Source organism: Micromonospora sp. USAFONa4 (genome assembly GCF_057197825.1).
In genome coordinates this window covers 4,335,803-4,356,119 of record NZ_CM170072.1, presented here as the reverse complement: position 1 = coordinate 4,356,119, position 20,317 = coordinate 4,335,803, and the positions used below count along the sequence as shown (strand labels likewise).

The 20,317-nt window shown below is 74.1% G+C and carries 19 protein-coding genes; 6 read left to right on the top strand and 13 right to left on the bottom strand.

What is annotated here, in order from left to right; translation table 11 throughout:
- Positions 1 to 4: 4 nt before the first annotated feature.
- From AC0OO9_RS19380 to AC0OO9_RS19365, 4 genes are all read right to left on the bottom strand, one after another.
- The gene (locus AC0OO9_RS19380; RefSeq protein ID WP_484511418.1) at positions 5 to 1,189 is read right to left on the bottom strand and encodes a polyamine ABC transporter substrate-binding protein; all 1,185 of its coding nucleotides are present in this window, start codon (positions 1,187 to 1,189) and stop codon (positions 5 to 7) included.
- Between the two features lie 288 nt (positions 1,190 to 1,477).
- Positions 1,478 to 1,678: a DUF397 domain-containing protein gene (locus AC0OO9_RS19375; RefSeq protein WP_484511417.1), complete on the bottom strand. Its 201-nt coding sequence runs from the start codon at positions 1,676 to 1,678 to the stop codon at positions 1,478 to 1,480.
- Positions 1,669 to 2,436 (bottom strand): helix-turn-helix domain-containing protein, encoded by a 768-nt coding sequence (locus AC0OO9_RS19370; RefSeq protein WP_484511416.1) that lies wholly within the window; start codon positions 2,434 to 2,436, stop codon positions 1,669 to 1,671. Before AC0OO9_RS19370 ends, AC0OO9_RS19375 begins: the two co-directional genes overlap by 10 nt.
- A gap of 460 nt (positions 2,437 to 2,896) precedes the next feature.
- Positions 2,897 to 3,265 (bottom strand): DUF3499 domain-containing protein, encoded by a 369-nt coding sequence (locus AC0OO9_RS19365; protein WP_132233538.1) that lies wholly within the window; start codon positions 3,263 to 3,265, stop codon positions 2,897 to 2,899.
- A 198-nt stretch (positions 3,266 to 3,463) separates the two neighbouring features.
- Here AC0OO9_RS19365 and AC0OO9_RS19360 point away from each other — a divergent pair, with 198 nt between their 5' ends.
- Positions 3,464 to 3,913, top strand: a complete 450-nt coding sequence (locus AC0OO9_RS19360) for a metallopeptidase family protein (RefSeq protein ID WP_089001916.1) — start codon at positions 3,464 to 3,466, stop codon at positions 3,911 to 3,913.
- A 35-nt stretch (positions 3,914 to 3,948) separates the two neighbouring features.
- Here the strand turns inward: AC0OO9_RS19360 and AC0OO9_RS19355 are convergent, their stop codons facing one another.
- The 3 genes from AC0OO9_RS19355 to AC0OO9_RS19345 form a co-directional block, all read right to left on the bottom strand.
- The gene (locus AC0OO9_RS19355) at positions 3,949 to 4,206 is read right to left on the bottom strand and encodes a WhiB family transcriptional regulator (RefSeq protein ID WP_088980572.1); all 258 of its coding nucleotides are present in this window, start codon (positions 4,204 to 4,206) and stop codon (positions 3,949 to 3,951) included.
- Positions 4,207 to 4,829: 623 nt separating this feature from the next.
- Positions 4,830 to 7,337 carry a bifunctional FO biosynthesis protein CofGH gene (locus AC0OO9_RS19350; RefSeq protein WP_484511415.1) on the bottom strand — a complete coding sequence of 836 codons (2,508 nt, stop codon included), beginning with the start codon at positions 7,335 to 7,337 and terminating at the stop codon, positions 4,830 to 4,832.
- 184 nt (positions 7,338 to 7,521) lie between these two features.
- The gene (locus AC0OO9_RS19345) at positions 7,522 to 8,457 is read right to left on the bottom strand and encodes an ABC-2 transporter permease (RefSeq protein ID WP_484511414.1); all 936 of its coding nucleotides are present in this window, start codon (positions 8,455 to 8,457) and stop codon (positions 7,522 to 7,524) included.
- 99 nt (positions 8,458 to 8,556) lie between these two features.
- Here AC0OO9_RS19345 and cofD point away from each other — a divergent pair, with 99 nt between their 5' ends.
- Positions 8,557 to 9,504 carry a 2-phospho-L-lactate transferase gene (gene cofD / locus AC0OO9_RS19340; protein WP_484511413.1) on the top strand — a complete coding sequence of 316 codons (948 nt, stop codon included), beginning with the start codon at positions 8,557 to 8,559 and terminating at the stop codon, positions 9,502 to 9,504.
- Entirely contained in the window at positions 9,501 to 10,589 is a 1,089-nt protein-coding gene (locus tag AC0OO9_RS19335) for a coenzyme F420-0:L-glutamate ligase (RefSeq protein WP_484511412.1), read from the top strand. Before cofD ends, AC0OO9_RS19335 begins: the two co-directional genes overlap by 4 nt.
- A gap of 64 nt (positions 10,590 to 10,653) precedes the next feature.
- Here AC0OO9_RS19335 and AC0OO9_RS19330 read toward each other — a convergent pair whose 3' ends face one another.
- Together AC0OO9_RS19330 and AC0OO9_RS19325 are read right to left on the bottom strand one after the other, a co-directional pair.
- Positions 10,654 to 11,658 (bottom strand): ArsR/SmtB family transcription factor, encoded by a 1,005-nt coding sequence (locus tag AC0OO9_RS19330; RefSeq protein WP_484511411.1) that lies wholly within the window; start codon positions 11,656 to 11,658, stop codon positions 10,654 to 10,656.
- Positions 11,659 to 11,938: 280 nt separating this feature from the next.
- Positions 11,939 to 12,973: a hypothetical protein gene (locus tag AC0OO9_RS19325; RefSeq protein ID WP_484511410.1), complete on the bottom strand. Its 1,035-nt coding sequence runs from the start codon at positions 12,971 to 12,973 to the stop codon at positions 11,939 to 11,941.
- Positions 12,974 to 13,012: 39 nt separating this feature from the next.
- Here AC0OO9_RS19325 and AC0OO9_RS19320 point away from each other — a divergent pair, with 39 nt between their 5' ends.
- Positions 13,013 to 13,672 carry an NUDIX hydrolase gene (locus AC0OO9_RS19320; RefSeq protein WP_484511409.1) on the top strand — a complete coding sequence of 220 codons (660 nt, stop codon included), beginning with the start codon at positions 13,013 to 13,015 and terminating at the stop codon, positions 13,670 to 13,672.
- Here the strand turns inward: AC0OO9_RS19320 and AC0OO9_RS19315 are convergent.
- On the bottom strand, positions 13,641 to 14,732 hold the full coding sequence (locus tag AC0OO9_RS19315) for a mannose-1-phosphate guanylyltransferase (protein ID WP_484511408.1): 1,092 nt from the start codon (positions 14,730 to 14,732) through the stop codon (positions 13,641 to 13,643). The two genes, AC0OO9_RS19320 and AC0OO9_RS19315, sit on opposite strands and share 32 nt — an antisense overlap.
- A 61-nt stretch (positions 14,733 to 14,793) precedes the next feature.
- Entirely contained in the window at positions 14,794 to 15,939 is a 1,146-nt protein-coding gene (locus AC0OO9_RS19310; protein WP_484511407.1) for a glycosyltransferase family 4 protein, read from the bottom strand.
- Positions 15,940 to 16,089: 150 nt separating this feature from the next.
- Here AC0OO9_RS19310 and AC0OO9_RS19305 point away from each other — a divergent pair, with 150 nt between their 5' ends.
- Positions 16,090 to 16,779, top strand: a complete 690-nt coding sequence (locus tag AC0OO9_RS19305; protein ID WP_484511406.1) for a TIGR03089 family protein — start codon at positions 16,090 to 16,092, stop codon at positions 16,777 to 16,779.
- 47 nt (positions 16,780 to 16,826) lie between these two features.
- Here AC0OO9_RS19305 and AC0OO9_RS19300 read toward each other — a convergent pair whose 3' ends face one another.
- Positions 16,827 to 18,845: an acetoacetate--CoA ligase gene (locus AC0OO9_RS19300; protein WP_484511405.1), complete on the bottom strand. Its 2,019-nt coding sequence runs from the start codon at positions 18,843 to 18,845 to the stop codon at positions 16,827 to 16,829.
- A gap of 208 nt (positions 18,846 to 19,053) precedes the next feature.
- On the bottom strand, positions 19,054 to 19,572 hold the full coding sequence (locus tag AC0OO9_RS19295) for an acyl-CoA thioesterase (RefSeq protein ID WP_132233514.1): 519 nt from the start codon (positions 19,570 to 19,572) through the stop codon (positions 19,054 to 19,056).
- A 23-nt stretch (positions 19,573 to 19,595) separates the two neighbouring features.
- On the opposite strand from AC0OO9_RS19295, the gene AC0OO9_RS19290 reads away from it, so the two are divergent.
- Complete coding sequence (locus AC0OO9_RS19290) at positions 19,596 to 20,258, top strand: hypothetical protein (protein ID WP_484511404.1); 663 nt, start codon at positions 19,596 to 19,598, stop codon at positions 20,256 to 20,258.
- Positions 20,259 to 20,317: the final 59 nt, after the last annotated feature.

Sequence of the window (20,317 nt, the reverse complement as noted above, 5' to 3'; positions counted from 1 at the left end):
CCGCTCACGCCCCGATGACCCGCTGGAACTTGCTCTCGTACTCGCGTTCCTGCTTCTCGTCCAGCGCCATGAAGACCGCCGTCCTGGCGAGCATGGCGGCGTCGGGGAAGATGAGCGGGTGGGCGGCCAGCGCCGGGTCGATCTTCTCCATCTCGGCCTGCGCACCCTGGACGGGGCAGATGTAGTTGACGTACGCCGCGAGCCGGGCGGCGACCGCCGGCTGGTAGTAGTAGTCGACGAGCTGCTCGGCGTTGCCCTTGTGGGTGGCCCTGTTCGGCACCAGCATGTTGTCCGACCAGAGCATCGCCCCGGACTCGGGCACCACGAATTTGATCTTGTTGTCTTCGAAGCCGAGCTGGATGGCGTCGCCGGACCAGCCGATACAGGCGGCGATGTCGCCCTTGGCGAGTGCCGGCGCGTAGTCGTTGCCGGTGAACCGGCGGATCTGGCCCGAGTCGACGGCCTTCTTCAGCTTGGCGAGCGCTTCGTCGAACTGGGCGTCGCTGAAGTACGCCGGATCGTGGCCGTTCGACTGGAGCAGCAGGCCCATGGTGTCGTTCATCTCGGCCAGCGCGGTCACCCTGCCCCTGAGGTCGGGGCGGGTGAGCAACTCGTCGACCGTACGGATCTCCTTGGTGACCCGGCCGTTGTAGGCGAGACCGGCCAGGCCGGACTGCCACGGGACGGCGAGGTGGTCCGCGGGGTCGAAGGACCGGTTGCGCAGCGAGGGCAGCAGGTTGGCCTGGACGTTGGGCAGCTTCGACTTGTCCAGCTTCTGGACCCAGCCGAGCCGGATCATCCGCGCCGCCAGCCAGTCGCTGAGGACCATGATGTCGCGCCCGGTGGGCTGGCACCCCGCGAGCTGGTGCTGCACCTTGCCGAAGAACTCCCTGTTGTCGTTGATGTCCTCGGTGTAGGTGACCCGGATGCCGCTCTTCTTGACGAACGCGTCCAGGGTGGGCCGCTTGGCGGTGTCGGCGTCGTCCACGTCCATGTACTGCGGCCAGTTGGAGAACGTCAGCGTCTTCTCGCTGCCGGACAGGTCCTCGCTGACGCAGCCGGCCTCCGTCTGGGTGGCGGCCCTGGTGCCGCAGCCGGCCAGGGAGCCGCCCGCCGCCAGCAGTGCCGCCGAGCCGAGGGCGCCGGTCAGCAGCCCACGCCGGGTGAGGGGCCGGAGGGGAGTTCGCATGTGACGACTCCTCTGGGTCATCGCCGGCGGGCAGGTGGGAGCGGCGCGCCGACGGGACGTCAGGTGCGGTGAACGACAGATATTGGCATGGGCCGACGGCGACGACGGACGGCGGGTGTCAGCGTGCGCGAAGGGCGATGACGCGACCACATCCCGCTCGACCGCGGGAGCGATACGGATCGTCGCGGGAGCTGTGCGGACCGTCGCGGGGGCGGCCCTGTCCCGCCGGTGCGGCGTTCGTCCGCCGCACGCTGCGCCGGCAGGCGTACGCCTGGGGCGCCGCCCCGATCAGCCGGCGCGCCCGTGCCGGCCGGCCGACCCGACGAACGCCCGCCAGGCGTCAGGCGCGAAGGTGAGCACGCCCCCGGCGCGGTCCTTGCTGTCCCGCACGAGCACCCGATTGGGCAGGTTGTCGGCCACCTCGACGCAGTTTCCGCCGTTGTTGCTGCTGCGGGTCGCGGTGCGCCAGCGGGCGTCGGTCATGTCCATGTCGTCGCCACTTCCCCGATCAGCTCGATCGACTGCCGTCGCGGCAGCGCCTCGCCCGCGACGCTCTCCCACCTCGTGCCCAGGCTAGCAACGTCGGCACTCTCGGTCACCACCTGACCGCGAAGCTGGTTGTCCACATAGGCCGTCTCGGCGCCGTCGGGCAGGCGGATCAGGGCGAACGGCCCGGCGAGCCCGGTGTGCCACGGCGTCCCGGCGGGGATCACCCGCACCTGCACGTGCTCCTGCGCGGCGACCGCCAGCAGGTGGGCCAGCTGCCCGGCCATCACCGCCCGGTCCCCCACCCGCCGGCGCAGCACCACCTCGTCGATCACGGCGACGAGCTGGGGCGGGGCGTCCCGGGCCAGGATCGCCTGCCGGGCCAGCCGGCCGCCCACGATCTCGTCCACCTCGGCCGCCGGGAGCAGGCCGCCGGTCGCCAGCACCGCGCGGGCGTACCCCTCGGTCTGGAGCAGGCCCGGCACCAGCGATGGCTCGTACGACCTGATCGAGACGGCGTCCTGCTCCAGCTCGGCCCACGGCCGGAACCACGGCAGGTCGCGGCGACGGAACGGCTCGGGCCACAGCTCGGCGGCGTCGCGCCCGAGGACCTCGGCGACGGCGAGCCGGGTCCTGGGGTGCGGGATCCGCCCCGAGGCGAGCCACCGCCCCGCCGTCTTCGGGTCGACGCCCACCTTCTCCGCCAGCGACTCGGCGGTCTCGCCCTTCTCGGCCATCGCCACCCGAAGTACCTCGTTCACCATCCGACCTCCCGCGCCCGCGATCACACTGGGGCGCACGGTAGCCACGCAGCGTGCCCTTGTCGTGGCGCTGCCGGCGTGTCGCGGCGGGATCTGTTTCGCGCACCCGAGGTGGCCGGAGACCGCCCGGAAAAGGCCCTGGACATGCCTGCGCGGCTGCGTGGGGGCCAGACACCGCCACGAGGGATCGCACCCGCGAAGGGGCCGCGTGCCGGCCGCGCCCGACCCACCTCATCCGCGCTGTCGAGCTGATGTCGCAGACGACTCAGCCCCCGGCGGCGCGCCGCGATGTCGTAGACGATTCAGCTCGACAGTGCCCGGCGCGCCCATCCGGCCGCAGGCAAGCCCCCGCGCCCGCGCGGACTTTCTTTCCGGCGCCCGTGACTCCCGCCGCGACCACCGGCTGCGGCCGGGACGCGCCGAGGCGGAGTTGGGCGCCGAGCGCCGCGGAGGCGGTGGATCAGTGGTTCGGGGGGATGACGCGGAGGTGACCCCGGCGGCCCGTCTGGGGGGTCGAGTTGACGGTCTGGTCGTCCTCGGGCGGGCGCGGAGCCACCGGGCGGGCGGCCTCGCGGACGGCCTCGGCGAGGGCGACCAGATCGTCGGTGGTGGGCGGCGGGGGCTCGAACTCGCCCTCGTGCCGGACCACGTCCCAGCCGCGCGGCGCCGTCAGGCTCCGGGCGTGCGGTTCACAGAGGTCGTACGTGTGCGGCTCGGCGAACGCCGCCAGGGGGCCGACCACCGCTGTCGACTCGTTGTAGACATAGGTCAGCGTGGCGACCGCTTGCCGGGGGCAGCCGTTACGGGAGCAGCGCCGTGGTGACCTCACGGCGGCAGGGTATCTCCATTACCGGGTCCGGCGCACTGCTTCGCGTTGCGACACGCCCGTCACGGTGATCACAATTCGGCCGGTTGCGCGCCGGCCGGCCGCCGGGCGGGCGAGCGCCACCCCGCGGATGCCGACCGCGCCGCGCCGCGCCAGCGGCGCTGCCGCAGGCCAGGTCGGTGCGGGCGCTAACCTTTCCTCATGACGAGCCCGGAACACCGCCGCCCCGGCCCCGGCCGGCGCGCCCACCGCGACCGGCACGGGCGCGGCCTGCGCGGGCGGCTGGTGCCGGCGACGGTGCCGTTGGCGCGTACGAAGGCGGAGATCTTCGACGACCTGGTGCTCGACACGGTCGAGACCCTCGAACGGCGGTTCGCCAAGGAACTGGCCGGGGTCGAGTTCGCTGTGGAGGACGTTCCGCCGGACCTCAACGTCTACGACTCCGATGTGCTGGAGGACGGCGAGGTGCCGCTCGCCCGGCTGCTGCCGGGTCGCCCCGGCCGGCAGGAGGTGCCCCCGCGGATCGTGCTCTACCGCCGGCCGTTGGAGTTCCGTGCGATGGACCGCGAGGACCTCGCGGATCTCGTGCACGACGTGATCATCGAACAGGTGGCCAATCTGCTCGGGGTGGACCCCGACGAGTTGGCCTGAGCCGGGCGGCCCCCACCGCCCCGGCCCGGCAAGGCTCAGGCGACCCGCCGCTTGAGCTTGCGCCGCTCCCGCTCGGAGAGCCCGCCCCAGATCCCGAACCGCTCGTCGTGGCCGAGAGCGTATTCGAGGCATTCCGTCTTCACCTCGCAGCGCGAGCAGATCCGCTTCGCCTCGCGGGTCGAGCCGCCCTTCTCGGGAAAGAACGCCTCCGGATCGGTCTGGGAGCAGAGCGCCCGCTCCTGCCACTCCGGCGCGTTTCCGAGCAGGTCGGCCACCTCAAGCTGGCCGTCCATCAGATGCCTCCTTGTCGCGCACCGGCGTCATCGCCGCTGCAACCCCCCACGCGGAAGGCGTGCTTGTCCGTACGGTCCCGATTTGTTGCGTTCCGCGCGAACAACCCCATTCAAATTACACGCGTGTAATGCGTGCGCCGTCAAGCCGAACTTGATAATGGAGTCGTCCTCCCGACAACACTCCGGACGGCCACCCGGCCACCCGGCCTCGCAACCTGCCCTATCGATTCAGACCCCGGCCGAGTAACGCCCTCTCCGGCGAGTTGCCCGAGTTTTCTCCCGTGGCGCCTCCCCGCCGACCCGACGGGGAAGGCCGGTGAGGACGCCCGGAAGTCACCCACCACGATTGGTTGATCTTGGTGGGGCACAGGTTAACCCGAGTTGGCGCGGACCGCCCGTCGAGCCGGGAACGCCGACGGCGCTTCGCCCACGATGTGGACGCGGCGCGGCGGCGCGACCGCGTACCCCGGATCGCGGTGGGCCACCGACACGCTGCTGTGCCGGACGGATCCGGCCGTCCCTCCACTTGCGACAGAAATCCGGCCTATCGACAACGGTTCGTCCCACCAGGCGGTACGGACGCGGCTGGCGAGCCGGACCGGCGGCGTGCCGCGCGACGTCCGCTATGGACGAGGGCTGCCGTACGCGGTCGTGCGCCTGCGGGCCGGTCGTCCGGCGGCCGTCGCGATGGCGATCAACTGCTCCTCGGTACGGGCCGAGCCGTTGCCGGAGCCGGCCATCCGGGAGATCGTCTCCTCCATCAGCGTGCCGCCCAGGTCGTTGCAGCCGCCCCGCAGCATCGCCGCCGTGCCCTCGTCGCCGAGCTTCACCCACGAGCACTGGATGTTGTCGATCCGGCCGTGCAGCAGCAGCCGGGCCATCGCGTGCACGACCCGGTTCTCGCGCCACGTCGGCCCCGGGCGGGCGATGCCGGCCAGGTAGATCGGCGCGTTCGTGTGCACGAACGGCAGCGCCACGAACTCGGTGAAACCGCCCGTACGGTCCTGCAACCCGGCCAGCACCCGGAAGTGCGCGAGCCACTGTCCGGGGTGGTCCACGTGGCCGTACATCATGGTGGAGCTGGACCGGATGCCCAGCTCGTGGGCCGTGCCGACCACGTCGACCCAGGCGGCGGCCGGCAGTTTGCCCTTGGTGAGCACCCAGCGCACGTCGTCGTCGAGGATCTCGGCGGCGGTGCCCGGGATGGTGTCCAGGCCGGCCTCGCGCAGCCCGGTCAGCCACTCCCGCACCGGCACGCCGGCCTTCGCGGCGGCGGTGACGATCTCCATCGGCGAGAACGCGTGCACGTGCATCCCCGGCACCCGCGCCTTGATCGCCCGGACCAGGTCGGCGTAGACGGTCACCGGCAGCTTCGGGTCGATCCCGCCCTGGAGACAGACCTCGCTGGCGCCGGCCGCCCACGCCTCCTCGGCCCGGTCGGCGACCTGCTCCACCGAGAGCCGGTACGCGTCGGCGTCGCGCTCCCGCTGGGCGAAGGCGCAGAACCGGCAGCCGACGTAGCAGACGTTGCTGAAGTTGATGTTGCGGTTGACCACGTACGTCACGTCGTCGCCGACCGCCGCCCGGCGGACGTCGTCGGCGAGCCGGCACAGCTCGTCCAGCGCCGGCCCGTCGGCGGCGAACAGCGCCAGCGCGGCGTCGGCGTGCCGGGGCTCCAGCAGGGCGGCCGGGTCGTCGGCCGCCAGCCGCAGCCCGGCCCGCAGGTCGCCGTCGGTCCCGCCCCCGGCCCCGGTGGTGACCTTGCCGGCCACCTCCGACCAGTCCCCGTAGACGTGGTCGAAGTCGCCGCGCCGGTCACCGGTGCGCCCGGTGGTGTCGATCGTGGCGTGCAGGTCGGTCCGGCCGCCGTACGTCTCGTCGGGCTCCTGCCAGGGCCGGCCCACCGGTCGGGCCTCCTCGACCGCCAGCCCCGTCGCCGGGTCGGCCAGCGCACCGACGTGCGGCAGCAGGCGCGGATCCAGCCACGGGTCGCCGGCCCGCACGTACTCGGGGTAGATCGTCAGCCGCTCGCGCAGGGTGAAGCCGGCCTTCTCCGTGTGCCGGGCCAGCTCGTCGATCTGCGGCCAGGGGCGCTCCGGGTTGACGTGGTCCGGCGTCAACGGGGACACCCCGCCCCAGTCGTCGATGCCGGCGCGCAGCAGCAGGTCGTACTCGCCCGCGATGAGGTTCGGCGGGGCCTGGATCCGGGCCTTCGGCCCGAGCAGCACCCGGACCACCGCCACGGTGGCGGCCAGGTCGTGCAGCTCCGCGTCGGGCATCCCGCGCATCGCCGTGTCCGGCTTCGCGCGGAAGTTCTGCACGATCACCTCCTGGAGGTGGCCGTACTCGCGGTGCGCCCGGCGGATCGCGAAGATCGCGTCGACCCGCTCGGCCGGGGTCTCGCCGATGCCGATCAGGATGCCGGTGGTGAACGGCACGCCGACCCGGCCCGCGTCGTCGAGCACCCGCAGCCGTACCGCCGGTTCCTTGTCCGGCGAGCCGAAGTGCGGGCCGCCCGGCTCCGACCACAGCCGCGTCGCCGTGGTCTCCAGCATCATCCCCATGCTGGGCGCCACGGGCTTGAGCCGCTGCAACTCCGACCAGGAGAGCACGCCCGGGTTCAGGTGCGGCAGCAGCCCGGTCTCCTCCAGCACCGCCACCGCGCAGGCGCGCAGGTAGTCGAGGGTCGAGTCGTAGCCGCGCTCGTCCAGCCACTGCCGGGCCGCCGGCCAGCGCTCCTCCGGCCGGTCGCCGAGCGTGAACAGGGCCTCCTTGCAGCCCTGCGCCGCGCCCGCCCGGGCGATGGCGAGGACCTCGTCCCGGTCGAGGAAGGCCGCCGGCAGCCGGTGCGGCACCGTCGCGAAGGTGCAGTAGTGGCACCGGTCCCGGCACAGCCGGGTGAGAGGAATGAAAACCTTCTTCGAGTACGTGACCACGCCCGGCCGCCCGGCCTCGCGCAGCCCGGCGTCGCGCACGGCGCCCGCCACGTCGAGCAGCTCGTCCAGCGCCCCGCCCCGGGCGGCCAGCAGCGCGGTGGCCTCGTCGACGTCGAGCGCCCGCCCACTCGCGGCCCGGTGCAGTGCCCGCCGCACGCTCGCATCGGTCGGGCCGGGCACGGTGCGATCAACCATCCGCCCAGCCTAGGCGCTCAACCGCCCCGTCCCACCTCACCCACCCGGCGCACACGGTGACCCAGCGCACTCCACCCCCGCTCCCCTCCCCGCGCACAGTTGGGTGGGACGGGGCAGTTGGGGTGGGACGGCGAGCGCCCCGCACGGAAGCCGTGCGGGGCGCTCGGGTGGGGCGGGGTCGCGGTCAGCGCGGGGCGTCCGGGCTCTCGCCGGGGTTGATGCGCTGGGTCCGGTCGGTCTCGTCGGCTGCGGGACGCGGGATCGCCTGGGTGGGTTCCGCCGGCTCGACGGGCTGGCGCGGGATCGCCTGGGTGGGGTCGGCCGAGGGCGGCTGGCCGAACGGCGGGGCGCTCTGCGGCTGGCCGAACGGGGGCGCGGACTGCGGGGCCGGGGGCGCCGACTGCGGGGCCGGTGCGAACGGCGAGCCCGGCTGCGGGCCGCCGGCGTACGGCGCGGGCTGCTGACCGTACGGGGCGCCGTAGGGGCCCGGCGCCTGCCAGCCGCCCTGCTGGCCGGGAACCTGCTGACCCGGGGCCTGCTGACCGGGGACCTGCTGGCCCGGGCCGGGGTAGCCGCCCTGCTGCTGGGGCCAGCCGGGCTGCGGCTGGCCGTACACGCCGGGCTGCGGCTTCGGCTTCGGCACGTAGTAGAGGGTGCGCCAGACCTTGAACACGACGTACGCGGCGACGGCGAACAGCGCCAGCCAGGCCACGCGGCTCAGCAGGCCCAGGAAGGCGTCGAGGATCTCGCCCTCGGCCAGCCGGTCGACCGTCCAGAAGAGGAAGGTCAGCCCGCCGAACAGCGCGCTGACGGCGTACTCGCCCAGGGCGACCTGGGTGATCAGCTTCGCCTTCGGCACCGGGGGCTTCACGTGCGTGGCAAGCAGCACGGCCAGCAGCGGCAGGAACACCGACTCCACGCCGACGAAGGCGAAGAAGGCGCTGCCCGCCCGACCGCCGATCGTGCTGTACTCGGTGGGCGTCACCAGCCGGATCAGGCCGACGAAGAGGAACACGGCGTTCGCGCCGAGGAGCACGAACGCGGCGAGTTCACGCAGCGGCTTGGTCAGTTGGCTGGCCTGCGTCGCGTCGGTGGACGCGGGCTCGGCGGGGCTGGTCACGGGATCCCCCTCGGGGCGAATGCGGACAGTTGCCGACGTGAGCCTAGTCTCCCGGCCCACACGCGGACCGGAGGCGGCCCGTACGCGAGGATGGGCGACATGCGCATCGTGGTTCTGACGGGCGGCATCGGAGGTGCTCGCTTCCTGGTCGGCGTGCGGGCGTACGCCCGCGAGGTCGGCGCCGAGGTGACCGCCGTGGTCAACGTCGGCGACGATCTGCTCCTGCACGGGCTCAAGGTCTGCCCCGACCTGGACAGCGTGATGTACACGCTGGGTGGCGGCGCGGACCCGGAGCGGGGCTGGGGGCGCGTCGGCGAGAGCTGGACGGTCAAGCAGGAACTGGCCGCGTACGGCGCCGAGCCGAGCTGGTTCGGGCTCGGCGACAAGGACATCGCCACCCACCTGGTGCGGACCACGATGGTCAACGCCGGCTACCCGCTGCACGCCGCCACCGAGGCGCTCGCCGCCCGCTGGCAGCCCGGCGTACGCGTGCTGCCGGCGACCGACGACCGGCTGGAGACGCACGTGGTGGTGGACCTCGACGGCGGCCAGCGGGCGATCCACTTCCAGGAGTGGTGGGTACGCCACCGCGGTGACGTCCCCACCCACCGGTTCGTCTTCGTCGGCGCGGAGGCCGCCCGGCCGGCGCCCGGCGTGCTGGAGGCCGTCGCCGGGGCCGACGTGGTGCTGATCGCGCCGAGCAACCCGGTGGTGAGCGTCGCCCCGATCCTGGCCGTGCCCGGGCTGCGCGAGGCGGTCTCCGACGGCCCCGCGCCCGTGGTCGGCGTGTCGCCGATCATCGGCGGCGCGCCGGTGCGCGGCATGGCCGACCGCTGCCTGGCGGTGCTCGGGGTGGAGTGCAGCGCGGCCGGCGTGGGCCGGCTCTACGGCGGCCGGTCGGCCGGCGGGCTGCTCGACGGCTGGCTGGTCGCCGAGGAGGACGCCGGCACGGTGGTGCCGGAGGTGACGGTCCGCGCGGCACCGCTGCGGATGACCGACGAGGCGGCGACGGCGGCCATGGTCCGCGCCGCGCTGGAGCTGACGTGAGGCTTGAGATCCTGCCGGTGCCGGGCATCGGCCACGTGTCCGAGGGCGACGACCTGGCGGCCCTGATCGCCACCGCCGCGCCCTGGTTGCGCGACGGCGACGTGCTGGTGGTGACCAGCAAGATCGTCTCGAAGGCGGAGGGGCGCCTCGTCGACGTCCCGGCGGACGGGCCCGAGCGGCTCGCCGCGCGGGACGAGGTGCTCGCCGCCGAGACGGCGCGGGTGGTGGCCACCCGGGGCGCGACCCGGATCGTGCAGACCCACCACGGCTTCGTGATGGCGTCGGCCGGCATCGACGCCTCGAACGTCGACAAGACCCGGCTGGTGCTGCTCCCCGAGGACCCGGACGCCTCCGCCCGGGCGCTGCGCGCCGCCCTGCGCGAGCGCCACGGCGTGGACGTCGCGGTGATCGTCAGCGACACGATGGGCCGGCCCTGGCGCAACGGGCTCACCGACGTGGCGCTCGGCGTCGCCGGGATGGACGCGATCCGCGACCACCGGGGCGAGGTCGACCCGTACGGCAACGAGCTCCAGCTCACCCAGATGGCGGTGGTGGACGAGCTGGCCGGCGCGGGCGAGCTGATCAAGGGCAAGTGTGACCAGATGCCCGTGGCGGTGGTGCGCGGCTACCTCACCGCGCCCCGGCCCGACGACGGCGTCGGCGCGTCGGCGCTGGTCCGCGACGCGTCGATGGACCTCTTCTCGCTGGGCACCGCCGAGGCGAGGGCCGCCGGGCTGGCCGCCGCCGCCACCCTGCCGGACGGCCCCAACCCGAGCCCGCCCGACCCGGAGGCCGTACGCCGGGCGATCGGCACCGTCGCGGGCGTGGTCGCGCCCGGGACGGTCTTCAGCCTGGTCTCCGACGAGGAGGACCGCGCCGGGCTGACCTCCCGGGTGCCCGGCTGGCCGGCGGAGGCGACGACGCTGGTGCTCGGTTCCCCGGCCACCCCGGCCGGCCCGGTCGACCTGGTCCGCTTCGGCGCCGACCTGCAACGCCTCCGCGCCGCCCTGGCGGCCGAGGGTGTCGCCTCCCTGCTGCTCCCCCCGCCCCCGGGCACCACCGCCAGCGCCGCGCTCGCCCTCTGACGGCGCCCCGGCGGAGTTCACCAGCCGCCCCCGCCCGGGAGCCGGCTGACGGCACCGGGCGCGCTCAGGAGTTGAGCATCGCCCGCCCCAACGGGGTCAGGGTGTGCAGGACGGTGTTGCGGTCGCGCTGGCTGACCAGCAGGCCGGCGTTGCGCAGCACGGTGGTGTGCTGGCTCGCGGCGGCGGCCGAGATGTTGAGCCGGCGGGCCACCTCGCCGGTGGTGCAGCCGTCGTCGCTGGCCGCCAGCACGGCGGCCCGGGTCCGGCCGAGCAGCGCGGCCAGCGCCTCCCGCCCCGGATCCGACGCACCGGGACCGCCGCCCTCGCCGGGGGCCGGCAGCAGGCCGCCGAGCCGGTCCACCGGATAGACGAGGACCGGGGGCAGCGCCGGATCGAGCAGGGCGACCGGCGTGGCCGCGCAGAAGAACGACGGCACCAGCAGCAGGCCGCGCCCGCCCAGGTGCAGCTCCCGGCTGTGCGGGTAGTCGCGGATCTCCAGGACACCGTCCTCCCAGCGCATGGCGGGCCGCATGCTGGCCAGCAGCCCCTCCACCCCGCCGTCGAGCAGGGCGCGGGCCCGCCGGGCCCGGTCGGCCTCCACCGCGGCCTGGATCCGGGTCCAGTACGGGTCGATCGCCAGGCCCCGGTAGCGCTCCATCGCGCCGGTCAGACCGCGCAGGATGTCCGGCTCCCCCCGGGCCAGCGCCCCGGCGCCGACGGGCAGGGCACTGTTGGCGGCGAGCAGCGCCAGGTCACGGTGCAGCAGGGCCGTGGGGGTGCTGCGGACCGCCTCCATGCCGGCGTCGAACCCCGACACGCTCTCGTACGGGGTGAGGAAGTCGGGGAAGTAGCCGCGGGGCGGGTTGAGCGTCAGCAGGAGGCGCAGCCCCGCCGAGTCACTGAGCTCGCGCAGCCCCTGCGTGACGCTACGCCGCCAGCCCGCCAGCAGCGGATCCCGGCCACGGCCGGGCAGCAGGTGCAGGCTGAGAACGAGCTCCCACACCGGATCCGCCGCCGGAGCCACCCGGGTCCGGAGGATGTCCTCGGCGGAAAAGTAGATCTTCAGCATGGACGGCTCCCGCGTCGCCCGGCAGAGGGGATGCCTGGCAACCGTTTGCACTGTACCTGGCCGGCACTTATCTCCGTCTTTAAGCGTGGACTGAAAGACCTCGACGCCTCCGGGGGCCGTTCGGCATGCTCTCACTGCCCGTACACGGGGGCGGGCACGTCACCCGACGCGCCTGGAAACGGGCACCCGGGGGCGGGGAGAGACCGGCGACCGGGCGGCACCACGAGGGTCTGCGGGCCTGTTCCGCGGAGGTGTCGTCCGGCCGCCGGTCCACCACAGCTCAGGCGACCCAGAGCGCCACCCGATGGTCCTCGTCGGTGACGTAGAAGCTCTGCCCGTCCCACTCGGCCACTCCCTCCACGTGGTGGAACGGCGCCAGGTCGGCCACCAGCTCGCCGGGGACCAGGTGCTCGTCGCCCGGTGCGGAAAACCGCACGTGCCGGGAGGTGACCTCGCCGCCGGCCGGATGGTCGTCGAGCAGCACCGAACCCTTGCCCAGTGCGTCGATCGACCCGACGATCGCCGCGTAGCCGCCGTCGTCCGTGGGCGTGATCGCCCGGAAGCCGGCCAGCGCGCCGGGCGGCGTCACCCCCGTCAGGACGTACGCCCCCGCCGCCCGCGGCCAGCTCGGCGCCGGGTCGAACATCTCCGGCACACCGGTCAGCTCGACCAGGATCGGCTCGCCGTCGGTGGTGACCGGGAACCGCAGTCCGAGCAGAACCCCGCCAGCCGGCGTGAAGGCCGCCGCCTCCACGTTCAGCGGCAGGTCGTCGGGGACGAGCCGGCTGACCCACCCCTTCGACCGGGCGGTGCCCCGGGCGACGGTCTCCCCGATGAACCGGGCCCGCACCCGCTCGCCCGGCGGCAGCGGGGTGAACGCCGCCTTGAGCAGGGCGTCGTTGACCGCCCGGTGCAGCCGGAACCGGTTGCGGACCACCTGCACCGGCAGGGGGCCCGCCGCCGCGTCGTCCTCGCGGAACCGGGCCACGAAGGCGCGTCGCGGGCGCAGCGGCCCCGCCTTCGACCCGAAGTGGGACCCGAAGACGTACACCCAGCCGTCGTGGTGGGCGAGCGCCTCGCCGTCCTCCGTGCGGCCGTTCTCGGCCCCGGCGTCGGCGGCCACGTGGTGGGCGGCCCAGCGGCCGTCGTCCAGCTCCAGCAGCAGGGCCAGGCAGTGCTCCACCGGCCCCTCGTCCAGCACGGTCCAGAAGCCCCGCCGGGCACCGTGCGCCCGCAGCAGCGGCACGGAGCGCACCGGCAACAGGTCGCTGGCCTCGTTGCCGGCCACGACGAACTCCAGCAGTCGCAGGGTCACCGGGCCAGGGTACGAAGCGCCGGCTCGTACAGTGTCGACATGGCCGACTTCCCCACCGCCGCCTCCCGACCGTCGGACGCGGAGCCGCACGCGGCCGCGCCGGCCGAGACGGACGGGGCGTGGCACGCCGAGGTGTACGCGGCCCTGCACGCCGACGCCGTCGCGACGCTGAGCCGGTGGGAGCCGACCGGTCCGGCCGCCGCCGAGGCCCGCGACCGCACGGTCGCGCTACTGGCCGCCGGGCCGGTGGCGATGAGCCGGGCGCACCGGCCGGGGCACGTCACGGCGAGCGCGCTGGTGCTCGACGCCACCGGGTCGCGGGTGTTGCTCTGCCTGCACGGCAAGTTCCGGCGGTGGGTGCAGCTCGGCGGCCACTGCGAGCCGGCCGACCGGACCCTCGCCGCCGCCGCCCTGCGCGAGGCCGGCGAGGAGTCCGGCATCGCCGGCCTGCGGATCGACCCCGTCCCGATCGACGTCGACATCCACCCGGTGAGCTGCCAGGGCGGCTCGCTGCACTACGACGTACGCTTCGCCGTGCTCGCCCCGGCCGACGCCGTCGAGCGGGTCAGCGAGGAGTCCGAGGCGCTGGGCTGGTTCCCGCCGGACCGGCTGCCGGAGCCGCTGGCCGGCGGGACGGCGCACCTGGTCGCCCCGGCCCTGGCGACGCTCAGACGAGCCCCTCTTCGCCCCGTTCCTTGAGCTCGTCGACGACCTTCTTCACGTCCTGCGCCCGGTCGCGGGGGCAGACCAGCAGCGCGTCCGGGGTGTCGACGATGACCAGGTCGCGCACGCCGACGGCGGCCACCAGCCGCCCGGAGTGGGGCACCACCACCAGTCCGGCGCTGTCCCGCAGCATCACCCCCGGCTTGGCGTCGGCACCGAGCACCACGTTGCCGTCCGCGTCGGCGGGCAGCACCTCGCCCAGGGTGTGGAAGTCGCCGACGTCGTTCCAGCCGAAGTCGCCCGGCACGGTCGCCACCCGGCCGGCGGTCGCCGCGCCCTCCATCACCGCGTAGTCGACGGAGATCTTCGGCAGCGTCGGCCAGACCGTGCCGAGCACGTCGTCCTGCTCCTCGGTGCCCCACGCCTCGGCGATCGCCACGATCCCGGCGTGCAGGGCGGGCTGCTGGCGGGCCAGCTCGGCGAGGAACACGTCGACCCGCCAGACGAACATGCTGGCGTTCCAGAGGTGCCGCCCGGAGCGGAGGTACGCCTCGGCCACCTCCGCGCTCGGCTTCTCCTTGAACTCGGCCACCGGCCGCAGCGGGCCACCGTCGACCGGGTCGCCGGTCTCGAGGTAGCCGTAGCCGGTCTCGGCCCGGGTCGGGGTGATGCCCACCGTCATCAGCAGGCCCTGCTCGGCGCCGCGTACCGCCTCCCGGACGACCTCCCGCCAGCGCTCCGGGTCACCGATCAGGTGGTCCGCGGCGAAGGAACCCATCACCGCCTCCGGGTCGCGCCGCGCGATGACCGCGGCGGCCAGGGCGATCGCCGCGCACGAGTCCCGGGGCGAGGGCTCGACCAGGATGTTCTCCTCCGGCAGCCCGGCGAGCTGACGCGCCACCGCCGTCACGTGCGCGGTCCCGGTGACCACCAGGGTGCGTTCGGCGGTGGTCAGCGGACCCAGCCGGTCCACCGTCGCCTGGAGCAGCGAGGCGGCGGAGCCGGTCAGCGGGTGGAGGAACTTGGGATGGCCGGCGCGGGACAGTGGCCACAATCGCGTGCCACTGCCACCCGCCGGGATCACGGCGTAGATCACCCGCACATCATGCCCGATTCGCCTGACCGGGGACGCCTTCTCGCGCTGCCGGCCACGGCGGTCAGGCCCGCGCCCGGCTCCAGGCGGCGATGTGCACCTCGGCGCTGGACTCCCAGGTGAACTCCTTGGCCCGGTCGAAACCGGCCTTCGCCAGGGACAACCGCCGCTGCTCGTCGTCGAGCAGCGCGGCCAGGTCCGTGGCGATCTGGTCGGGCGCCTCGCTGGTGTACGCGACCGCGTCGCCGCCCACCTCCGGCAGCGACAGCCGGGGCGTGGTGAGCACCGGGGCGGCGCACGCCATCGCCTCCAGGATCGGCAGGCCGAAACCCTCCCCGTAGGACGGGTAGGCGGCCACCAGCGCCCCGCCGAGGAAGCCGGGCAGGTCCGCGTAGCGGAGATAGCCGGGGCGGAGCAGCCGCAGGTGCGACGGGACCTCCGCCACCGCACGGTCGATGTCGTCGTCGTGCCCCTGGCCGCCGGCGATCACCAGGGCCGGCGGATCCGCCCGCTCGGCCACCGTGCGGGCCCAGCCGCGGATCAGGTTCGGCACGTTCTTGCGGGGCTCCTTGGCCCCGAGGAAGGCCACGTAGTTGGTGCCGCCGAGCCCCAGCCGGGCCCGGACCCGGGCCTTCTCCTCGTCGCTGGGCGCGTGGAAGGCCGCGTGGTCGACGCCGTGGTAGGCCACGTCGATCCGGGTGGGGTCCGCGTCGAGCAGCCGGATCAGCTCGTCCCGGGTGGCCTTGCTCGGCACGATCACCCGGTTGGCGCGGCGCAGCGACGTCTTGATCGCGCTGCGGAAGAAGGTGCGCCGCGACTTGTCGTAGTGCTCCGGCTCGGTGAAGAACGTCGCGTCGTGCACGGTCACCGTGACGGGGCAGCCGGCGCGCAGCGGACAGGTGTAGAAGGGCGAGTGGAGCACCTGCGCGCCCACCTGCTGGGCGAGCAGCGGCAGGCCGGTCTGCTCCCAGGCGAGCCGGGCGGGGCGGTGCGCGACGGCCGCCGGGGCCGGGACGATCTCCGCACCGGGCAGCATCCGGGTGTAGCGCTCCAGGTCGGTGCGCAGGCAGACGACGGCCAACTCCACCCCCGATCCGCACACCTTGCCGAGGGCGCCGAGCAGGCCGTCGACGTATCGACCGACACCACCACGGTCGACGGGGACACTCGTGGCGTCGATGAGCACGCGGGGCGGGCGGCCGGCGGTCACGGGGCGACTCCTTGAACTGACGGAACTGTGGGGAACAACACTCCGGCAAGCCTACGCCGGAGCCCGGCGCGGACGCTGACTGCGACCCGACGGTACGCCGACTTCTCGCTGTCATCGAGTACGGCCGCCGGGGGCGTATCATTCGCGCCGATGGCCGACAACATTGCCCGGGTCTTCGCCGACGCGATCGCGACCGACCCGACCCGACCGCTGCTGACCTGGTACGACGACGCCACGGGCGAACGGACCGAGCTCTCCGGGGCCACGCTGGCGAACTGGGTGGCCAAGACGGCCAACCTGCTCGTCGACGAGGTGGCCGTGGGCCCCGGCGACGTCGCCGGCGTGTCGCTGCCCCCGCACTGGCAGACCGCCGCGGTGCTGCTCGGCTGCTGGTCGGCGGGGCTGACCGTCGCCGACACGCCGGGCGACGTGGACGTGCTCTTCACCGCCGCGACCCGGGTGGCCGAGGCCGACGCCTGGTCGGCGGGCGAGCGGTACGTCCTCGCCCTCGACCCGTTCGCCCTGCCGATGCGTCAGGTGCCGCCCGGCTTCGCCGACTACGTGTCGGAGGTACGCGCCCACGGCGACCACTTCAGCCCGTACGCCCCCGGCGGCCCGAGCGAGGCGGCGCTGCTGGGCCGCGCGACCGCCCGCGCCACGGAACTGCGCATCGCGTCCGGCGACCGGGTCCTGATCGACACGGGGAGGTATCCCGATCCGGTCGACTGGCTGCTCGCCCCGCTGACCGCCGACGCCACCACGGTCCTCTGCGCCAACCTGGACCCGTCCGCCCTCCCCACCCGCACCACCACGGAACGGGTAACCCGCCCCCTCCCCTGACCCCCACCCCCGCCCCGCGCCGGCGGGGTGGGGGTGGGGTGGGAGGGTCAGGGGCGGGGGGTGCGGGTCTGGGCGAGAGTGGCGAAGGCCGTGAGGGACTCCGGGTTGGCCAGGGCGCCCCTGGCCGCCGCCGAGTCCACCGGGGTGCCCGTGAGGATCTTCTTCACCGGCACCTCCAGCTTCTTCGCCGACAGGGTGCGCGGCACGGCCCGTACCTGGTGGATCTCGTCCGGGACGTGCCGGGGCGACAGGGCCGTACGCAGCTCGCGGCAGATCTTCTTCCGCATCGCGTCGTCCAGCTCCAGGCCCTCGGCGAGCACCACGAACAGCAGCAGCTCGCCAGCCCCGCCCTCGTCGTCCTCCAGGTGCACGACCACCGAGTCGACGACCTCGTCGAGCCCCTCGACCACCGAGTAGAACTCGGCGGTGCCGAGCCGCACGCCGCCCCTGTTGAGGGTGGCGTCGGAGCGGCCCGTGATCACGCAGCCGCCCCGGTCGTTGATGGTGATCCAGTCGCCGTGCCGCCAGACGCCCGGGTAGAGGTCGAAGTACGCCTCGCGGTAGCGGGTGCCGTCCGCGTCGTTCCAGAAGCCGACCGGCATGCTCGGCATCGGCTCGGTGATCACCAGCTCGCCCAGTTCGCCGACGACCGGCGTGCCGTCGGCCGAACGGGCCTCCACCTTGGCGCCGAGCGCCCGGCAGGTGATCTCACCGGCGTGCACGGGGAGCAGCGGCACCCCGCCGACGAAGCCGGTGCAGACGTCCGTGCCGCCGGAGAGTGACTGGAGTTGGAGGTCGTCGCCGACCGTCTCGTACACCCAGGTGAAGCCCTCGGCGGGCAGCGGCGCGCCGGTCGAGCCGACCCCGCGCAGCGCGGAGAGGTCGGCGGTCTCCTTCGGTACGAGACCGGCCTTGCGGCAGGCCAGCAGGAACGGCGCGGACGTGCCGAAGTACGTGGTGCGGGTCTCCCCGGCCAGCCGCCACAGGGCGCCCAGGTCGGGGTGGCCCGGGTTGCCGTCGAAGAGCACGATCGCCGCACCCACCGCCGGCCCGGAGACCAGGAAGTTCCACATCATCCAGCCGGTGGTGGTGAACCAGAAGAACCGGTCCGCCGGGCCCAGGTCGTGGTGCAGGGCGAGCATCTTCAGGTGCTCCAGCAGGATGCCGCCGTGGCCGTGCACGATCGGCTTCGGCAGCCCCGTGGTGCCGGAGGAGTAGAGCACGTAGAGCGGGTGGTCGAAGGGGACCGGCGTGAAGGTCAGCGGCTCGTCGGTGTCGGCGGCCAGCTCCGACCAGGCCAGCGCGCCCTCGAACGCGCCCGCCGGCCGGTCCGGAACGTCGCCGGACGGCGCGGTGGCCGGATCCCCTGCCGGGTCGAGGTAGGCGATGCCGACGGTGTGCTTCACCGACGGCAGGGCGGCCCGGATCGCGGCCACCTCGCCGCGCCGGTCGACCGGCTTGTCGCCGTAGCGGTAGCCGTCCACCGCGACGAGGACCTTCGGCTCGATCTGCTGCCACCGGTCGGTGACGCTGCGGGTGCCGAACTCCGGCGCGCAGGAGGAGAAGATCGCGCCCAGGCTGCTGGTGGCGAGCAGCAGCACGTACGTCTCGGGGATGTTGGGCGCATAGGCGGCGACCCGGTCGCCGGCGGTGACGCCGAGCCGGCGCAGCCCGGCGGCCACCCGGCGGACCTGCTCGCGCAGCTCGGCGGCGGTGAGGGTGACCGGCGCCCGGGTCTGGCCGTGCGCGATGACCACCGGATCGTCGTCGGCCAGGCCCGGCATCCGCAGCACGTTCTCGGCGTAGTTGAGGGTGGCGCCGGGGAACCACCTGGTCCCGGGCATCCCCCGGCCGCTCAGCGTGGCGGTCGGCGGGGTGTGCGCGACCACCTCGAAGTGGTCCCAGACCGACCGCCAGAACGCGTCCAGGTCCGTGACCGACCAGCGCCACAGCTCGTCGTAGTCGGCGAAGTCCAGCCCCCGGTGCTCGCGCAGCCAGCGCAGGTAGCTTCCGATCCGGGACCGCTCGCGTACGTCCGCCGGCGGCGTCCACAGCACGTCACCCACTGCTCCACCCTCCCCTGGCCCCGCACGACACTGTGAAATGGGCCGTGGCGCCATCTTGCCCTACCTCAGAGCGCCATTCTCCGTACCCGACCTCCGTCGGCGCACGTGCCGGACCCACATGCCCCACCGCCCTGCTGTGTGTGCCGCGTCAGGAAGGGCACCTTCCCTGGCGTTTCTGGTAGAGAAAGGTGCCCTTCCTGACACCCGGTCAGCCGGCGCGGTGGGCCTGGATGGCGCGACGGCGGGCCAGCCGGTGGGCGCGGCGGATCTCCGCCTCCCGGAACCGGCGCTCGTCCTCCGGGCCCTCCGGCAGCACCGGCCGGACCGCCCGCGGCGCGCCGCCGAGGTCGACGCCCACGAAGACCAGGTACGCCGTGGCCACCCGCACCGGCTCGTCCTCGGCCGAGTCCCACCGCTCGGCCACCACCCGGACGCCGACCTCCATCGAGGTCTGCCCCGTCCAGTTCACCTGGGCGTGCGCGTGCAGCAGGTCACCGACCCGGACCGCCTCGGTGAAGACGATCTCGTCGATGGCCGCGGTGACCGCCGTGCCGCCGCTGTGCCGGGCCGCCGCGGCCCCCGCCACGTCGTCGATGAACTTCATCAGCACCCCGCCGTGCACGGTGCCGTAGAGGTTGACGTCGACCGCGGTCATGATCCGGCTCAGGGTGACCCGGGAGTAGGAGGTCGGCTTGCCGGCCGGCGCGGTGGAGGGGTGCTCGGTCATGTCGGAAACGGTACGGTGCGCGGATGCGACATCTCTGGAGCTTCCTCGCGGGGTTGGTGGTGGCGCCCGTCACGTGGGTGCTGGTCACCCTCGGGCAGGACGGGTCGGCGGGCACCGTCGACCGTTGGGTCGAGATCGGCACGTCGAACTCGGCCAATCTCATCGAGCCCGCCGTCTACCTCGCCGTCGGCGGGGTCCTGCTCGGCCTGCTCGGCACGCTGCGCACGTCACCGCTCGGCCCGCTCGTGGCCGGGCTGCTGCTCGCCACCCCGTACGTGGCGATGTTCGTCGCGCCCTTCGAGGTGCGGGACCGCATCCCGGACGGCTGGAAGGTCTTCGGCGACCCCCTGCCGCTGCACCTGCCGGTGGAGAACGGCACGCTTTTCCTGATCGGCCTGCTGCTGGTCGTGGCCACCTTCAGCGGGCAGCGCTGGCGGCGGTGGCCCCGACCGGCGGTCGAGCCGACGCCGGCGCCCGCCGAGGGGCCGGAGCGCAACGACTTCACGCTGACCGACTGGCCGCCGGCCGAGCCGACCGACCGGGACACCGCCCCGCCGAGCCTGGGTTACCCGGATTCGACGCCGACGGAGCCGCTGCCGCGCCGCACCGGCGGTGGGTCGCCGTGGTCGGCGCCGCCGCGCACCGGCAACCGGCCGGAAGAGGACACGACGACCGAGATCCGGTGACGCCCCGGCCGGGAGCCGGGTGAGGATGCGGGCGGGCCGGACGACCGGCCCGCCCGCCG